The organism is Nocardiopsis valliformis DSM 45023, from assembly GCF_000340985.1.
GTDB classification, from domain to species: domain Bacteria; phylum Actinomycetota; class Actinomycetes; order Streptosporangiales; family Streptosporangiaceae; genus Nocardiopsis; species Nocardiopsis exhalans.
This window is the reverse complement of sequence record NZ_ANAZ01000007.1, coordinates 140070-157045: the sequence shown is the minus strand read 5'-3', so window position 1 is coordinate 157045 and position 16976 is coordinate 140070. Positions and strand designations below refer to the sequence as shown.

16 protein-coding genes are annotated in these 16976 nt (G+C 68.3%); 9 read left to right on the top strand and 7 right to left on the bottom strand.

Going from position 1 to position 16976, the window contains the following annotated elements:
- Positions 1-135 precede the first annotated feature (135 nt).
- The 3 genes from D457_RS0108040 to D457_RS0108030 are packed head-to-tail and all read right to left on the bottom strand — an operon-like array spanning position 136 to position 2872.
- Positions 136-972 (bottom strand): alpha/beta fold hydrolase, encoded by an 837-nt coding sequence (locus D457_RS0108040; RefSeq protein WP_017580136.1) that lies wholly within the window; start codon positions 970-972, stop codon positions 136-138.
- 11 nt (positions 973-983) lie between these two features.
- Positions 984-1805 (bottom strand): exodeoxyribonuclease III, encoded by an 822-nt coding sequence (locus tag D457_RS0108035; RefSeq protein ID WP_026116452.1) that lies wholly within the window; start codon positions 1803-1805, stop codon positions 984-986.
- Between the two features lie 47 nt (positions 1806-1852).
- Positions 1853-2872 carry a tyrosine-type recombinase/integrase gene (locus D457_RS0108030; RefSeq protein WP_026116451.1) on the bottom strand — a complete coding sequence of 340 codons (1020 nt, stop codon included), beginning with the start codon at positions 2870-2872 and terminating at the stop codon, positions 1853-1855.
- 131 nt (positions 2873-3003) lie between these two features.
- On the opposite strand from D457_RS0108030, the gene D457_RS0108025 reads away from it, so the two are divergent.
- The 3 genes from D457_RS0108025 to D457_RS0108015 all read left to right on the top strand — a co-directional run bounded on the left by D457_RS0108025 (position 3004) and on the right by D457_RS0108015 (position 6552).
- Positions 3004-3885, top strand: coding sequence for an SDR family oxidoreductase (locus D457_RS0108025; RefSeq protein WP_017580133.1), 882 nt, complete (start codon positions 3004-3006; stop codon positions 3883-3885).
- Between the two features lie 1237 nt (positions 3886-5122).
- On the top strand, positions 5123-5680 hold the full coding sequence (locus D457_RS0108020) for a hypothetical protein (protein WP_017580132.1): 558 nt from the start codon (positions 5123-5125) through the stop codon (positions 5678-5680).
- A gap of 257 nt (positions 5681-5937) precedes the next feature.
- Positions 5938-6552, top strand: coding sequence for a TetR/AcrR family transcriptional regulator (locus D457_RS0108015; RefSeq protein ID WP_017580131.1), 615 nt, complete (start codon positions 5938-5940; stop codon positions 6550-6552).
- A gap of 33 nt (positions 6553-6585) precedes the next feature.
- On the opposite strand, the gene D457_RS0108010 is transcribed toward D457_RS0108015, so the two are convergent.
- Positions 6586-7347 (bottom strand): DUF3626 domain-containing protein, encoded by a 762-nt coding sequence (locus D457_RS0108010; protein ID WP_239646040.1) that lies wholly within the window; start codon positions 7345-7347, stop codon positions 6586-6588.
- Between the two features lie 605 nt (positions 7348-7952).
- Between D457_RS0108010 and D457_RS35665 the strand changes: the two genes are divergently transcribed.
- Entirely contained in the window at positions 7953-8090 is a 138-nt protein-coding gene (locus tag D457_RS35665; RefSeq protein WP_017580129.1) for a hypothetical protein, read from the top strand.
- Positions 8091-8191: 101 nt separating this feature from the next.
- Here D457_RS35665 and D457_RS0108000 read toward each other — a convergent pair whose 3' ends face one another.
- Positions 8192-9217 (bottom strand): acyltransferase domain-containing protein, encoded by a 1026-nt coding sequence (locus tag D457_RS0108000; protein WP_026116449.1) that lies wholly within the window; start codon positions 9215-9217, stop codon positions 8192-8194.
- 183 nt (positions 9218-9400) lie between these two features.
- Here D457_RS0108000 and D457_RS0107995 point away from each other — a divergent pair, with 183 nt between their 5' ends.
- Positions 9401-11017 (top strand): AMP-binding protein, encoded by a 1617-nt coding sequence (locus D457_RS0107995; protein ID WP_017580127.1) that lies wholly within the window; start codon positions 9401-9403, stop codon positions 11015-11017.
- 638 nt (positions 11018-11655) lie between these two features.
- Here D457_RS0107995 and D457_RS0107985 read toward each other — a convergent pair.
- Both D457_RS0107985 and D457_RS0107980 read right to left on the bottom strand, forming a co-directional pair.
- On the bottom strand, positions 11656-11964 hold the full coding sequence (locus D457_RS0107985) for a 4a-hydroxytetrahydrobiopterin dehydratase (RefSeq protein ID WP_017580125.1): 309 nt from the start codon (positions 11962-11964) through the stop codon (positions 11656-11658).
- Positions 11965-12071: 107 nt separating this feature from the next.
- Positions 12072-12326 carry a hypothetical protein gene (locus D457_RS0107980; protein WP_017580124.1) on the bottom strand — a complete coding sequence of 85 codons (255 nt, stop codon included), beginning with the start codon at positions 12324-12326 and terminating at the stop codon, positions 12072-12074.
- Positions 12327-12830: 504 nt separating this feature from the next.
- Between D457_RS0107980 and D457_RS0107975 the strand changes: the two genes are divergently transcribed.
- The 4 genes from D457_RS0107975 to D457_RS0107960 are packed head-to-tail and all read left to right on the top strand — an operon-like array spanning position 12831 to position 16969.
- Positions 12831-15545, top strand: a complete 2715-nt coding sequence (locus D457_RS0107975) for a sensor histidine kinase (protein WP_017580123.1) — start codon at positions 12831-12833, stop codon at positions 15543-15545.
- Complete coding sequence (locus D457_RS0107970) at positions 15545-16006, top strand: roadblock/LC7 domain-containing protein (protein WP_017580122.1); 462 nt, start codon at positions 15545-15547, stop codon at positions 16004-16006. The genes D457_RS0107975 and D457_RS0107970 overlap by 1 nt, the downstream gene beginning before the upstream one ends.
- Complete coding sequence (locus D457_RS32095) at positions 16003-16374, top strand: DUF742 domain-containing protein (RefSeq protein WP_017580121.1); 372 nt, start codon at positions 16003-16005, stop codon at positions 16372-16374. Before D457_RS0107970 ends, D457_RS32095 begins: the two co-directional genes overlap by 4 nt.
- Positions 16375-16384: 10 nt before the next feature.
- Entirely contained in the window at positions 16385-16969 is a 585-nt protein-coding gene (locus tag D457_RS0107960) for a GTP-binding protein (protein WP_026116448.1), read from the top strand.
- Positions 16970-16976 lie beyond the last annotated feature (7 nt).

Here is a 16976-nt window from a genome sequence, read left to right as displayed (position 1 = left end):
CCCCCGCACCCACGCCGACGACCCCACCCACCAACCCTGAACCCCACCCACCACAAAAAGAGGGGGCGGCGGGCCACACGGCCCACCGCCCCCTCAACATCCATCTGACACCTGCGTGCCCCAGGCCCTGACCGGTCAGGGCCCCTCAGGTTCCACCGTGGCCACCGAGTCCACCCCGGCCGCCACCTCATCCTCCACATCAGAGGGCGGCGAATCCACCACATCGGGCACCTGCCCGCCCGGCTCCAACCCGGCCTTCACCTCACGCACCCCCACCACGTCAGCCGCGTCGGAGACGATCCGCGAGAAGTTCACCGGCTGGTCCAGACTCACCATGTGCCCGGCCCGCGGCACATTCACCAAGCGCCCCTCCGCGCACGCCTCGAAGAACGCCTTCTCATGGATCCGGAAGTGGTCCCGCGCCCCGTTGATCAACCACACCGGCCCCGGATAGGCCGACAACGCCGACAACGCATCGATCGTGGCCAGCTCATCGATCACCGCCGTAGCCGACTCCACCGCCAACCCGCCATCAACCACCGCATCAGCCGCACCATCACGCAACGTCAACCGGTGAAAACGCTCATTGACGGCCGCGCCCTTGTCCGGCAGCCGCTCCATCAACACCGACGGGATCCGGTACACCTGCGCCAACGACTGGTCGGGCTGAGCCGTGCAACTGGCCGCCACCAATCCGGCGACACGCCCCGGAGCCGCACCGGCCGCCGCAATCGAGACCAGACCCCCCATGCTCAACCCCACCAACAGGGCCCGCCCACCCACCGAGTCGATCGCCTCCAACAGGGTGTCCACCGCGCGCCCCACCGAGAAGTCCTCACCCCGACGCGACCCGTGCGCGGGAAGGTCAGGGGCCACCACCGTGCGCCCCTGCGCCTCCAAGAACTCCACCTGCGGCCGCCACATACTCGACGAGGACCGCAACCCGTGCGCCAACACAATCGGAACACCCATGACCTGACCCCCTACTTCCCAATCCCGTAAGACACCGTCACCGGAGCATGGTCGGACCAACGCTCCTCACGGCTGGGATAACGCTCCACCCCACCCGACAGTGCCCGCCCCGCCAAGGCCGGCGTGGCCACCTGGAGATCGATACGCCACCCCGTGTCGTTGTCGAAAGCCTGACCCCGGTAGGACCACCACGAGTACGGGCCCTCCTGGTCCGGGAAGAGCGAACGCACCACGTCCACATACCCCGCCTCATCGAAAACCCGCGACAACCACGCACGCTCCTCGGGCAAAAACCCCGAATTCTTCTTGTTACCGCGCCAGTTCTTCAGATCCGCCTCGGTGTGCGCGATGTTCCAGTCACCGCACACCACCAGAGACCGCCCCTGCCCCTCCACCTGGGCACGCCGCTTGACCAGATAGGGCAAGAACGCCTCCATGAAGCGCTCCTTCTCCTCCTGACGCGGGGTGTCCACCTCACCCGAGGGCAGATACAGGCTGGCCACCGTCACCTCACCGAAGTCCGCCTCCACATACCGGCCCGAGTCCGCGAACTCCTGCTCACCGAACCCGACCCGCACCTCATCCGGCTCGGCGCGCGAATAGATCGCCACCCCCGCACGACCCTTGGCCTGCGCCGGACACAGCACCACATGCCAACCCTGGGGCGCGAGCACCTTCGCGGGAAGCTGATCGGGCTCAGCACGCGTCTCCTGCAAACACACCACGTCCGCCTGAGTTGCCGACAACCAGGAGACGAACCCCGGCTCCTTCTTCGCGGCCGCCCGCAACCCGTTGACGTTGACGCTGGACACTACAAAACTCGACTGGTTCACGCCCCTCAGCGTAACCACCACAGCCCCCAGCCGCCGCTCACCCCTGCTCACCCACCCCCTCGAGGCGCCTGTTCCCCATCGCCCACACCATCGGCGGCCAGGCGCCGCAACACCCCATAGGTCCGATTCGACGAAGCCGCCTCCCGCTGCGCCCTGGCCGTCACCTCGATATAGGCCTGCGACGACGTCACCGACGAATGCCCCAACAAATGCATGATCTCAGTGACCGAAGCACCATCCTCCGCCAACCGTGTGGCAAACGTGTGCCGCAACGCATGCACCAACGTCCCCCGCGCCACCCGGTCATTGACCCCCGCATACCGGTAACACTGCTTCACCAGATACTGCAACCCACCCCGACGCAACCCCTCACCCCGGTTGTCCACCAACAACGGATCCCCGCCCCGCACCGGCGCATCAAAACGCACCCGACGCGAAGCCAGATACGCCTCCAACAGAGCCTCCAACGGCACCTCGATCGGCAAAACCCGCTCACCACCGCCCTTACCCACCACCCGAATCCGCCGCTCCCCAGGCCGCCCACCCAGCGACTCCACCCGCAACGACAACATCTCCGCCGACCGCATCCCCGTCAACAAAGCCAACGCCAACACCGCGAGATCGCGCTCGGGCCACGGATCACGCGCCCGCCGCGCCCCACGCGCCAACGCCTCCAACAACCGCTCGGGGGTGTCCTCACCCATCAACGGTTTGGGCCCCGAAGGCTTCACCCGCGGCCGCGGCACCGCCGACATCGGATTACCCGACACCACCCGCTCCGAGACCCAGAACGCGAAGAACCCGTTCCACGTCGACCAGGCCCGCAACACACTGGAGGCCGCCCGCTCCTCAGCGAACTCCGCGAAGGCCTCCCGCAACACCCCCGCCTCCAACTCACCCAACCCCACCCCGGCCGTCTCACGCCCCAACGCCCGACCCACACACTCCAGCACCCCCACCAGGTCACGCCGGTAGGCCGCCACCGTGTGCGGAGATGGCTTGGCCGCCCGCCTGGCCACCAGATACCGCTCGATCGCCTGCTCCACCGACACCACATCACCACTCATGCCCCCAGCATTGCCGATCCCAGCCCCCACCGCGCGCACCCGGGCACATCGAAAGGCCTACCGGGGCAGCGGGGGAGCGGCCCACACTCGAAAACACCGAAGAACCCCACCCCAGGCGCTAACGTGCGCCCATGACCCTGCTCATCGTGGGCGCCACCGGCCTGCTCGGCACCGAACTCCTGCGCCAAACCACCGCCCCGGACTCCCCACACACCCAAGGCCAACCCGTGGCCGCCACCTTCCACACCCGCCCACCCACCAACACCCCCGACGTGCACTGGACCCCACTAGACCTACGTTCCCGCGACCAGATCCACCACCTGATCACCACCCTGCGCCCCCACACCGTCATCAACGCCGCCTACCGACAACACGACTGGCCCACCACCGCCCAAGGCCCCACCCACCTGGCCCCACCCACCTGGCCCCACCCACCTGGCCCCACCCACCTGGCCCTGGCCACCACCCGAACCCGTACCCGACTCATCCACGTCTCCAGCGACGCCGTCTTCTCCGGCCACGCCCCCACCTACGACGAAACCGCCCACCCTGACCCCACCACCCCCTACGGCGCCGCCAAAGCCGCCGCCGAAACCACCATCGCCGCCCTGGACCCCACCGCTGTCATCGCCCGCACCTCACTCATCATCGGAAACGGCCACTCCACCCACGAACAACGCGTCCGCGCCCTGGCCACCGGGGCCACCACCGGAGCCCTGTCTACCGACGACATCCGCTGCCCCGTCCACGTCCAGGACCTGGCCGCCGCCCTGCTGGAACTCACCGATCCCACCTACACCGGCATCCACCACCTGGTCGGCTCCGACGCCCTGAGCCGCCACACCCTGGGCACCCTCATCGCCCGCCAACAGGGCCTGGACCCCAACACCCTTGCCCGAGCCCGCCGCGCCGAGGTTGGCCCACCCAGCCCCCTGGAACTGCGCCTGGACGCACACCGCACCCAACAACGCCTCACCACCCGCCTGCGCGGCGCCCACGAGTTCCTCAGCTGAACCCCATTCCTCAGCTGAACCCCAACCCCGACCATGCGTGAGGGAGGCCCCCGCACAGCAGGTGACCGCCCGCACCGGGGAGCACCCCCACCCGAACCTCACAAAAAGGGCGCCACCCCCTTGGGCAGCACCCCACACCAGGTACCGGGTTCACAAACGGCGATGCTGAGACGATCGGGCGCCCGTCGCGCCCGGCGAGCGGGGGAGTGGGACACAACAGTCACTCAGGGTGACTGGTGGGGCGGCTTCGACGGCGAGGTGGTCTCGGGGCGCCGCACGACAGGGGAGTGGCCCGCCGGGAGCCAGCAGGGCAGCGATTGGCTCGCACAGAGGTTCGACAGGAACGCCAAGGACCACGGGCGCCGAACTCGTGTTCGACGTCCAAGCATCCAGGAAGGACAGCACTCGAGTGCTGTCGAAAGCGGTTCGTGAGTACTCGGCAAGGGATGCGGCGACGCCCGCACGGAAAAACGGTCATGTGTCATCAAACAACCACAAAAGGATGCATAACACCGTTTATGCATGAAACATGGAGATACCAGCACCCAGAAGGAGCCCGCCGGCCCCATGCAGCCTGAGGCCGCAGCCAACCAACCCACCACCAAGCACCCCGCAACCCAGGGCACCACCCAAGGACACCAGACCCTCACGACACTGACTCGCCGAAAACCCGCCCGAGCCCGACAAACACGACCCAAGGACCCTGTCAGAGCACACCCGCGAACCCAGAAAACCCACAGCACCCAGGGGCGTTATCCACAGGCGCCTGACCAGGGATTTACCGGCCGCGACCGCGCCGGGGCAAGCCCGAATCCGGGGCCTCAGGCTCCGCCCAAGCACACCCGCAGCGCCCCAGAAAACTCCTCGTACACCCACCAAGGCCCACCAAGGCCCACCAAGGCCCACCAAGGCCCACCCGGAGCACGAAAACCCCTTCCCCACAGGCCTTCCCGAAACGCCGATAATGTACATTATGTCAAGTAGACGGTTCGGGGGCCTCCCCGCAACCACCAACACACCCCTGACACGCCCCACCCGCGATCGCATGGTCCACGGCAGCCACCCCCAGGACCAGCACCAGCCCCGAGGCGAACACCACCCGCACCCGCACCACTCCTAGACTGGGAGCACAGCCCTCGAACCCAAAACAGCACCCGCGTCGACAAGCGCCCGCACGGCCGCACCACACACCAGCCCCACCCCGGGCCAGCAGAACAACGACAGGTGACAACAGGTCATGGACCAGAGCCCGCACACCGGCCAGCACCGCTTCCTCGCGACGCTGTCGCTGCGCCGCACTCTGCACGCCCTCCACTCCCTGACCAACGACGCGCACTCCCCCAACTCCCCCGACTCCCCACCTCATCAGCGGAACCAAGGGCTGCCCCTGCCCTTGATCGTGTTGGGAGCGGCCATCGCCGTGGTCGCGGCGAGCACCACGGTGTGGGCCCTGAGCCCGTCGCTGGCACTGTGGCCCCTGCTCGCCCTGGCGCTGCTCATAGCCGGGGCAGCCATGGCCGTCGGAATCATCGCCATGACCCCGTTCATGGTGTCCATGACCTGGTCAGCCCAGGGCTCCCCCACCGGACGGGCCTGGATTCCACCAACAGCTCTGACGTTCGCAGCCTGTGCCCTGCCGTTGCTCTCACCATTGCTGCCATGGTGGAACGCCCTGGGTTTTTGGGTCCTGCTGCTGGCCGCCGCGCTGGCCAGCACCTACCTGGCACTGCCCGCGCTGGGCCGTGACATCGAACTGGATCAGGCCCGAAACAACTGGGGCACCCACGAGGACTGACTGTGAGGATGTGTAGCGACTTCTCCGCACTCCTGCGCACTCTCCTCAAGAGCGCACTCCTGCGCACTCTCCTCAAGAGCGCACGCCTCAGCCCCGCGCACCGCCGCCTCCTCGGTCCCCCAGTCCCACCACAAGCGCCTACCCGCCATAAGTCACCCTGCACGTTCCGGTTCCCGGCGGCGCCCCGGACCCCTGCGAAACAGAATTGACTTCCGGGTAAGTTACCAGTGAGTCAATTCGGTGGCTAGACTCCCCCCGTGGCCACCACCAAAAACAACCGCACCGGAACCAAAGGCGTCCCCCGCGCCCAACGCGAACAACTCATCCTGGACGCCGCCGCCCACGAGTTCGCCCACCATGGCTACGCCACCGCCTCCGTCGCCGCCATCGCCCAACGCTCAGACATCTCCAAACCCCTGGTCTACGCCTACTTCAACTCCAAAGAAGGCCTCTCCCAAGCCTGCCTGCACCGCGCCGGAAAACCCCTGATCCAAGCCGTCACCGACGCCCAACTCCCCGCACCCGCCCACATCCGCGCCGCCGCCACCCTCCAGGCCATCTTCACGACCCTGCAACCACGCCCCCACGACTGGTCCGTGCTCTACGACCCCACCCTGCCGCCCGGCACCCCCACCACCACCGCACAGCACTACCGCCAACGCCTCAACACCCTGGGCGCCACCGGCATCAGCCAAATCCTCAACCACCACGGCGACCACGACCCCCACGACCACGACCTCCTCACCCAGGTATGGTTCTCCACCGTCACCACCGCCGTCACCTGGTGGCTGGCCCACCCCGAACACAGCGCCCAGGACATGACCCACCGCTGCCAACGCCTCCTGAACACCCTGCTCACCCACCCCACCTAAAACACCGAACAGGACCCAACCAGCCCGCCCCGCTCACCACGGGCCACCGAACCTGGCCACGTAGTGCCACACCCGCTTCAACGACTGCGGCTCCCACTCCCCCGAGCGCGCCGCATCCCCCACCACCTTCGGGGTCAACCACCCGCCCACCGCCAACCGCTCCCCCAACTCCACGAACTCCCGCCCCCGATAGGTGGGATGACGCCGCAACTCCCCCACCGACAACCGAAAACCCCCGTGCCAGGACAGTGCACACCCCAACCCCCGGGCGACCTCCTCCACCGCCGTGCCGCGAAAACTCGGATCCAGCACCAGCTCGGCCACGTCCACACCCCAGCGCACGGGCCCGTGCACCTGCGCCTCCACGTACTCATCCAGTACGTCCCGGCCCGCACCACCGTTGACCGCCCCGCGAGCCAGTTCCACCAACCCCATGCGCTCGCCCACCCCGAAGGCACAGGGCTCGAAAGTGCTGTCGGGGTAACAGAACGTGCTGCGCTGCGCCACCCGCGGAGCCAGCCGGAAGAAACACGACCCGAACCGGGGCGCCGCACCCACCTGGCTGCCCGCCCAGTCCAAAGCCCCGTACACCGGCCGAGAACACACCGGAGCCCGGTCATAGGCCCCACCGAACATACGGCTCTCCCACCGCCACCGGTCCCCGCCCTCGAACGCGGTCAACCCACCGTTGCTGGTCCCGGTCACGAACTGGGGCCGGTACACACCCTCCAGGGCCATGCTCTCGACCACGGTGTGCCCAACCGCCCACCGGTCGGGATGGAAGTTCAGCGTCACCGACCACGCAGGCTCGAACCCACCACCCCAGGAACGCTCCCGCACCCACTCCAGCGCCCGTTGGGCCGCCAGCTGCCCCCGGGCCCCATCACAGCCGCCACCACACCCGCACCCATGTGCGCTCAACTCGTACATGGCCCCGATCCTGCACCCACCGGGCCCAACCCCACCCGTTTTCCACCCAATCCCGCCCAGCCCCCAGAACCCGGGCCCGCCCCCACCACACAACAACCACCTACACAAACCTCACCCGATCCACCCCCACCACCGACCCCGCACCCGTACCCTGCCCCCATGCTCATCCGCACCCTGTGCCGAGGCTGCCTGGGCAGCGGCACACAGGTCCAGGTTCTGCCCTACACCCCCGACACCTCCCACCAGCCCAGACCCTCATCCCGCGCCCCTGCCCCCACTGCGCGGGCAACGGCCACCACCACCTCGCCGCCACCCACCGCCCCACCCTGGGCCACACACCCGACACAGACGGGATCTAGCCCACCCACCGGATACCGGCATGTACACGTAACGGTCGGGCACGCCACGCGAAACACCCCGCCCCCAGCCTCCTAGGCCCCCCGAACAGCACCCGACCCGAGGAGGTGGACATGGCCCGCTCCCGCCTGAGCGCCCTGCCCCAGAACCTGGCCGACACCATCACCGTCATCGACGCCGGACACCTCAACCACACCGGACCCCGCACCGAACTCACCCACGCCAGCGCCCACGCCCTCATGGCCATCTGAACCAGGGACCGGAAAAGGCCACGGCAACCGCACCGGCACGCGGCACACAAAAAAGGGGGCCGCCCACCCGGGCAGCCCCCTCACCACATCCAGGGCCAGGGTCAGGGCAGACGCAACCACCCCGTGCACACCTTCAACCCACGCCCCGACTCCAACCGCTCCACAGCCGCACGCTCCAACCGGGTACGCCGAGGAGCCCGCTCCACCTCCACCCTCGGCATCCCGAACACGAACCGGAACACATCCCCCTCACCCGGCGACCCCTCGCCCACCAAGGTGAACCTGCGCTGAAACCGCACGATGTTGGACTCCTCCCCCAACACCTGCCCCCACCAGGGGTCCAACAGCCACGAGGTACACGTGGCCACCACCGCGTCCACTCCCAGCTGCTCACGCGCGAAAGGCCGGGCCCGCTCCAACGCATCCTGCACCGACTCCGGCCTCAACCCCCCGGACGGAATATGCAGCCGCAGCACCGGATCCCCCACCGCAAACCCCGCACCCAACGCCCGCGCCTCCTCGGGCGGGTACCAACCCACCGGACCCTGATCCCCGAGCAGTGCGGGCTCCAGCTGCAAACCCCCCACCCAGAACAACCGGTCCCGAAACTGCGCCGCCACCCACGCCGCCGTCTCCACACTCAAGTGCCCGAACAACCGCCGCGACCGCAACACCTGCACACCCACATCGGCCAAAGTCGCCACCGTCACCGAACGGTCGATCCCCCGCTGGGCGTGCCGCCGCAACTGCTCGGGCACCATCGCCGCGAACGCCCACAACGACGCCGCCCGCACCCGCGCATCCTGCGCCTCCACCAACTCCGGCCAGGGCCGCCACACCCCCGCGGGCAGATCCGTATCCGCCCACAACCGCCGGTACATACACCCCACCAGGTGCCACAACTCCTGCGGCCACTCACCCCCAGGACCGTCCGCGCCCGGCCACAGCGCCTCCAACTCCGCGCGGTCATTCTCGGCCAACACAAACATGTCGAGCACCTCGGCCGCCGCCGAACCCGTGGGCACCTTCAACCCCACACCCGGCTCAGGCAACCCCTCACAGGCCGCCAGCCACTCCCCCACACCCGCATCCAGCCCGAACCGCTCCACCACACGCGCACTATCCATGCGCACATCCTGGCGCCCCCACCCGCCCCAAGGGAAGAACCACACCACACGCAAACACCACAAAACCGACAAAAACCACACTCAGGCGATCCAAACCAACCCACCGCCCAGTGAGACCAGATCCACAGGTGGGCATAGTGTTAAAAGCAACCCACCACCCACCGAAAAAGAGGAACACCACCGATGTCCGACCCAGCGCAGAACCTGCGCGACTGGATCGCCACCTACAACTCCCCCACCACGTCGGCGGCCCACCTCCTCTGCGACCGCCACGACCCCAACACCACCGCCACCACCGAAATCGGCCCCACCCTCGAACCCACCACCCTCACCTACGGCCAACTCAAAGAACGCTCCCAAACCCTCGCCACCGGCCTCGCCCACCAAGGCATCCAACCCGGCGACCGCATCGCCACCCTCATCCCCAAAGGCATCGACCTCACCATCACCGCCCTGGCCACCTGGCGCCTCGGCGCAATCCTGGTCCCCCTCCTCACCTCCCTCGCCCCCTCCGCCATCACCCAACGCCTCACCGACTCCGACGCCCGCATCGTCATCACCGCCGACGAATACCGCACCAAACTCGACCCCACCCCCCACACCACCACCCCACCCACCTGGAAAATCGCCACCACCGGCACCCAACCCCTACGCGAAAACGACCACACCCTCACCACCCTCAGCCAACACCCCCCACACACCACCCCCCACACCACCACCGGAAACGGCGACATCGCCACCGTCTACGTCTCCAACCTCATCGGCCCACCCCGCGGCGTCCGCGTCCCCGCCCGCGCCCTGGCCGCCATGCACGCTTACCACCACTACGGCCTCGGCGTCCAAGACGACGACGTCTACTGGAACACCGCCGATCCCGGCTCCGCCTACGGCCTCTACCACGGCCTCATCTCCCCCCTCCTCGCCGGCCACAACTCCCTCGCCCTCCGCGCCGGGTTCTTCGACCCCGAACTCACCCTCGACGTCCTCGGCCTCTACCAAGTCACCAACTTCGCCACCGACCCCACCACCTACCGCACCCTTCGCGCAGCCACCAAAACCCTGCCCCCCGAAATCATCGTCCAACGCCTCGCCAGCGCCGGAGAACCCCTCTCCCCCGACGTCATCGACTGGGCCACCGACCTCTTCGGCGTCCCCATCCGCGACCACTACGGCCAAACCGAACTCGGCTGGTGCGCAGGCCTGCCCAACGGCGACCTCCAAGACGCACCCACCACCACACCCCCCGGAGCCATCGGCCCAGCCCTGCCCGGCTGGAACATCCAAGTCCTCGAAGCCATCACCGACGAACCCGCACCCCTGGGCGCCTACGGCCGCATCGCCATCGATCGCACCCAAAGCCCCCTCGACTGGTTCGACGGCTACCTCGGCTACGAAAACACCATCGACATCCGCTTCACCCCCGAACGCACCTACCACCTCACCGGCGACACCGGAATCATGGACCGCCAAGGCAACCTCCACTTCTCCACCCGCGACAACGGCGCCATCATCACTCGCAGCTACCGCATCGGCCCCACCGAAGTCGAAGCCACCCTCGCCACCCACCCCGCCGTCGACGAATGCGGCGTCTACGCCATCCCCGACGAACTCGCCGGACACCTCGTCGGCGCCCGCATCGTCCTCAACGAAGGCCACACCGGCACCCCCCAACTCGCCGAAGAACTCCGCGACTGGGTCAGCACCCACTTCGCCCCCCACGCCGCACCCCACACCATCGACTTCATCGACGAACTCCCCCGCACCGCCTCCGGAAAAATGCGCCGAGCCCGCCTACGATGACCCCCTCACCTGGCCCGACTACGACCCATAACGCCAACCGGACCCCACCACCGAAACCGAACGCCAAGACCTGACCCACGCCCTCCCCAACTCATCGTCGAACACACACCCCACCTCACCCCCTTCACCCACAAACACACAGGAGATGGCCTTCAACCAAGCCGTCAGCACCCTCCTCAGCGAGCGCTAGGGACCCTGGGCCACAACCTGGACAAGCACCCTCCCCCACACCACGACACCTGGTGCTGCGTCAACCACTCCCTCTCCCCCGCTACGCCGACGACGTCCCCGGCGCCCAGGCCCTGGCCAAGCTCGTCGACATCCTCATCCGAGCCACCACCAGCAGAGCCACCAGGCCCAGGAAACGAAGCACCCCTCAACCTCGGCTCCGGCCCCAGCAGCAGCCACGCGCGCGCCCACCCCACGCCTGTGCCTGCTGGGCCCGACCGCCCCGAAGCCCCGCATCGGATCCCTGATCCAGCACCGGCGGCAGGGGTGTCTGACACGGGGATCCTTCACCCACAGGCGGGGCACGGTCGAAAGCGCCGTTACCCCAGCGCCCTGCCGTGCCCCTCAACATCCCGCGAACGAACCCGCACCCGCCTGAACCCGAGCCGAATCACCCGTCCCCGGCCGTCTCACCCCAAGGTCTGCGCCGTCGCCGCGATCAGCTCGTCCACCCGGGCCGCCAACGCCATGTCCTTGTCGGTCACCGCGCCCTCCGAATGCGTGCTCAACGCCAATCGCACCGTGTTGTACCGGATGTCGATATCGGGATGGTGGTCCGCCTGTTCAGCCGCCTGCGCGACTTCGTTCACCAACGCCACAGCCGCCAGGAAGTCCGGCAACCGCACCGTCCGGTGAATCAACACCTCCTGCGGATCCCACTCCCAACCGTCGAGCCTCCCCAACCCCTCACGAACCTGCTCCCCGCTCAAACCGGCCATGGCTCCCCCTCCGCTCAGACGAATCCTCGTGCCCCGCCCCTACCCACTCCCCCACAACACAAAGGTGCCCCCGCCCACCACGGACGGAGGCACCACCAGTCCCTCAACTACAGGTTCGTGCCGAAGAACTCCACCAGCTTCGCCGTCGCCTCAGCCGCCGCACCCTCGCTGAACCCGCGGGTGGGAGCCTCCGTCCCCGCGATCATCAGCAGCGGACGCGGCGCCAACTTGGCCACCCCGGCATAGGAGTCGTACTGGTCCAGCTGGTCCACACTGCGCAGCGGGTACTTGCCGATCGCCCACGGGCGCTGCCCACGCGGCGTCCTGTAGTACTCGAACAGCTCCTGAACGATCTGCGGCATCGACTGAGCCGGGCCTGCCCCGAATCGGTTCACGATCCGGTTCGACTCCCGACACCCCCTTGCCAAAACCCGTCCCGGAACCCGGGCGATTCATGTTCGGGCCAGTTCTGGTACCAATTCGTGATTGGCCGGTTCCGGCCGCCCAGTGGAGCCCCGAACGACCAACACAGTGGTCATACGTGGTCGATTCACCACACACAGCAACTCCCTTGAACCAGCTGCTATCTGGTTGGTGCGGCGTCAGCCGCTCCATTGTGTTGTTTACCTGCTGTTTTTCTTGAAAATATACGGCACCTTTACATCGTAGATTTTTAAGTCGAACAAGACACCGGCCCCATCAGCCCGAAAAGACCACCCCCGCCGCTTCAGCCCCAACCGGATCCGAGCACCACCAAAGCCTTGCAAATCCCCGCACGGAACGATTAGCTCTGTGGAACTCCGGCCCCCATCCCCCACCGGCGGCCCCCACCAGTCACGCCCGCCACTCCCCCCGGAAGCGAGCCCATGCCCCACGAGAAGCGCACCTCGCTTCGCGCCCGCATGATCACCCTGGTGCTCATCCCCAGCACCGCCCTGCTGGCCCTGTGGGCGGTCTTCACCACCGTCCTGGCCTTCGACATCCGCGACCTGCGCGCCACCACCACCCTCATCGACGAGGTCGGCGCCCCCGTCGTGGACGCGATCACCCAGCTCCAGCGCGAACGACACGCCACCATGGCAGCCGTCGACGGGCCCACCACCGGCGACACCGAACGCCTCGAGACCGCCCGCGCCGCCACCGATCAGGCCAACGAAGACCTCACCCTGGCACTGGCCCAGTACGACCGCGACGAGCTCCCCCCGCAGGTCCTGGCCTTCCAGCGCCAACTCAACCTGATCAAGCGCCACCGGGAGGAGGTCCTCACCAACCTCTCCCCCGAAGTCGACACCCTCCAGGTGGCCGGCTACCCCTTCACCCGCACCATCGAGACCGGCCTGGAGATCTGGGACGCCCAGGTCGACCACGCCGACATCGCGATCTCCCCCCAGCTACGCTCCCTGGCCTCGGTCCTGCGCACCCGCGAGTTCCTCAGCCGCCAGGACGCCATCCTGGCCCACTCCACGGCCACCAACACCTTCACCCCCGACGCGCACACCCAGTTCGCCGCCGCCGCAGGCGCCCAACGGCACACCTGGGCCCAGGTGGAATCCGCACCCGGCAGCCAGCGCAGCCCCGACTCACACAACCTCACCGGCTCATCCTGGATGAACTCGGTCCACCGCCTCCAGGACATTGTCATCAGCAACCCCGGCGGCCCCGACACCCGAGTGCCCGTCGACGCCCAGACCTGGAGCGAAGCCAACGCCGCCCTGGACGAGCGCATGCGCGAGGTAGAACAGGGACGCATGGCCCAGATCGTCGAACTGGGCCACGCCCAGACCCGGGATCTGCTCATCAGCGCCCTGGTGATCAGCGTCATCGCCCTGGCCGCCGCGCTGGCATCGGTCGTGATCGCCGTCACCGGCTCCCAACGCCTGGGCCGACGCCTGCAAGCCCTGCGCGCCCACACCCTGCACCACGCGCGCTTCAGGCTCCCCCAGGTCACCGCACGCCTGCGCGCAGGCCACAGCGTGGACGTGGACGCCGAGACGCCCCGATTCACCGAGGTCCAGCACGACGAACTCGGCCAGGTGGCCGAGGCCTTCAACGACGCCCAGCGCGCAGCGGTGGTCTCCGCCGTCGAGGAGGCCCAGGTACGGGCTGGGGTGCGCAACATGTTCCGCAACATCGCCCGGCGCACCCAGTCGCTGGTGCACCGGCAGCTGGCGCTGCTGGACCGGTTGGAGCGCACCGAAACCGACCCCGGGGTCCTGGAGTCGTTGTTTCGGATCGACCACTTCAGCACCCAGATGCGGCGCAACGCCGAGAACCTCATGCTGCTCAGCGGTGATAGTCCCACCCGCCGCGGGGTGGCCACGGTGGGCCTGCACGAGGCGGTGCGGGCCGCGGCCAGTGAGATCGAGGACTACGCCCGGGTGCAGGTGCTCGCACTGCCCCAGGTGGCGCTGCCGGGCGCTGCCGGGTCGGAACTGGTGCGGCTGGTCGCCGAACTGCTGGAAAACGCGGCCTCCTTCTCCCCACCGGGCACTGAGGTGATCGTGAGCGGGCGGACCCTGGAGGGCGGAGAACACGCGGGCGAGCACGTGGTGCAGGTCCAGGACAGCGGTCTGGGTATGACCGCAGGTCAGCTGGAGACCGCCAACGCGCTGCTGGCCGATCCGCCGCGGTTCGACCTGGGTCGGATGCGGGAGGACTCCCAGCTGGGGTTGTACGTGGTCGCCACGATCGCCTCCCGGCACGGGTTCGGGGTGGAGCTGCAGGCCTCGCCCTACGAGGGCACGCGAGCGCTGGTGCGGATCCCGGCGTCGGCGGTGGTGGAGCAGCCCCGGCAGACCGGGCCGATGCGCCGGGTCGAGCTGGTGGGGCCGGGCCGCGAACAGAGCGGGCAGGACTCGCCTGTGCCCTCCTCCCCCGCCGTGAACCCGGTTGCGGGTCCGGCTTCGACCTCGGGCCCGGCCTCGGGTCAGGTTTGGGCTGTGGTCGAGCGTGTGCGCCCCGGACGGCACCGGGCGGCGGAGAACCCCAGGCAGTCCAGCGGGCCGGCCCCCGATGAGGGAAACCGGACCAGCGCGGGTCTGCCGGCCCGGACCGCCGGAGCAACCTATCCCAGGCACGCCGCAGAGCCGGTGGGGACCCCCGAGCCCTCTGAAAGTCCACGTGGCGGATCGCCGGGTGCGCCCGAGGGACCGAACGGGTCAGGCACACCGTCCCAGGCGGGCGGGAGCGGCCGGTGGAACACTCCGGGAGGCCCCGCGGGTGCGCGCCCCGGTGTCCCCGAGGCGTTCGCGACTCCGAGCGGGTCCTGGTTCCCTCCTGAGCAGTTCCCTCCTGAGGATGGAGGCGGGTCTGGTGTCCCGAACCCCTCTCCCGCCGACATGGGCGACACCTACAAGGGTCTGCCGCGGCGTCGGCGCCGCAGGGTGCCTCCCGGCCCGTCGCAGAGCAGTGCACACAACAACCAGGCCACCGGTGGGCAGCGTCCGCTGTCGGAGATCCGGTCGATGATGAGCGCCTTCCAGGCCGGGACGGAGCGCGGACGCGCGGAGTCGTCCGGCGTGGAGCGCGCGCAGGGTGGGCCCGAGCAGGGGTCGCACCACGATGAGAGTTCGGAAAGGTGATGTCGATGTCGGCTGAGGCCACGGCTGAGGGCTGGAGCTCCGGGGACGGCGTGGACGGGGTGTCCGCGGGACAGAGGCTGAACTGGCTGATGGGTGACCTGGTGGAGCGGGTGGCGGGGGCGCGGCAGGCGCTGTTGCTGTCGGCGGACGGGTTGCTGTTGTCGCGTTCGCCCGGTGTGGACCGGGACGAGGGTGAGCGGCTAGCGGCGATCGCGTCGGGGTTCTCGAGTCTGGCCCGGGGTGCGCGTGCGCAGTTGGGCGCTTCCGAGGTGCGGCAGAGCGTGGTGGAGATGGACAGTGTGTTCTTCTTCGTGCTGCCGGCCGGCCAGGGGGCGCAGTTGGCTCTGGTGGCTGATTCCTCCTGTGACATGGGGCAGGCGGCGTTCGAGGTGAACCGGTTGGTGCGGCAGGTGGGTCCGTACCTGTCGGCACTGCCGCGAGGGCGGGGAGGGCAGGGGTGAGTTCGGTGCCTGCGCAGGGTGAGGGGTGGTCGGCGGAGTCGAGTCTGATCCGCCCGTACTCGTTGACGGGGGGTCGTACACGGCCTTCGCGGACGGATTTCTCGATGACCTCGCAGGTGGTCGCGGTTCCGGCGGTGGAGCGCTTGGAGGTGGACGCGGAGCTGGAGCTGATTCTGTCGGTGTGTGTGCGTCCGGTGTCGGTGGCGGAGGTGGCCTCGTACTCGGGGTTTCCGTTGGGGGTGTTGCGGGTTCTGTTGGCGGATTTGCTGGATCAGGGGTTGGTGATGGTGCATACCTCGGACTGGGAGCGTCGTCGGCCGGACGCGCAGACGTTGCGTTCGGTGTTGGAACGCATCCGGGAGTTGTGAGGTGGTGGTGATGGAGGGCTCGTTGGCCCCAGACGGTAGTCCCGTTCCGGACACGTTGAAGATCGTGGTCGCGGGTGGTTTCGGGGCGGGTAAGACGACACTGGTCTCGGCGTTGAGCGAGGTGGAGTCGTTGCACACCGAGGAGGTGATGACCTCCGAGAGTGTGGGTGTGGACGATCTGGACGGGGTGGAGTCCAAGTCCACGACGACGGTGGCGTTGGATTTTGGCCGGATCACGTTGGACGCCTCGACGGTGGTGTACCTGTTCGGGACGCCGGGTCAGCGGCGGTTCTCGTTCATGTGGGAGGAGTTGGCGCAGGGGGCGTTGGGCGCTGTGGTGTTGGCTGACACGCGCCGGTTGGCGGATTCCTTCGACGCGATCGATTTCTTCGAGTCGCGGGGGGTGCCGTTCGTGGTGGCGGTGAACTGTTTCGACGGTCAGCTGACCCACCGTGCGGAGGATGTGCGGGTGGCGTTGGACGTGGCCGAGGGGGTGCCGGTGCTGTTGTGCGATGCCCGTGAGCGTGAGTCGGTCAAGGAGGTCGTGGTGGAGCTGGTGTCGCTGGTACTGCGCCTGGAGCTGTCGGGTGCCTAGCTGAGTG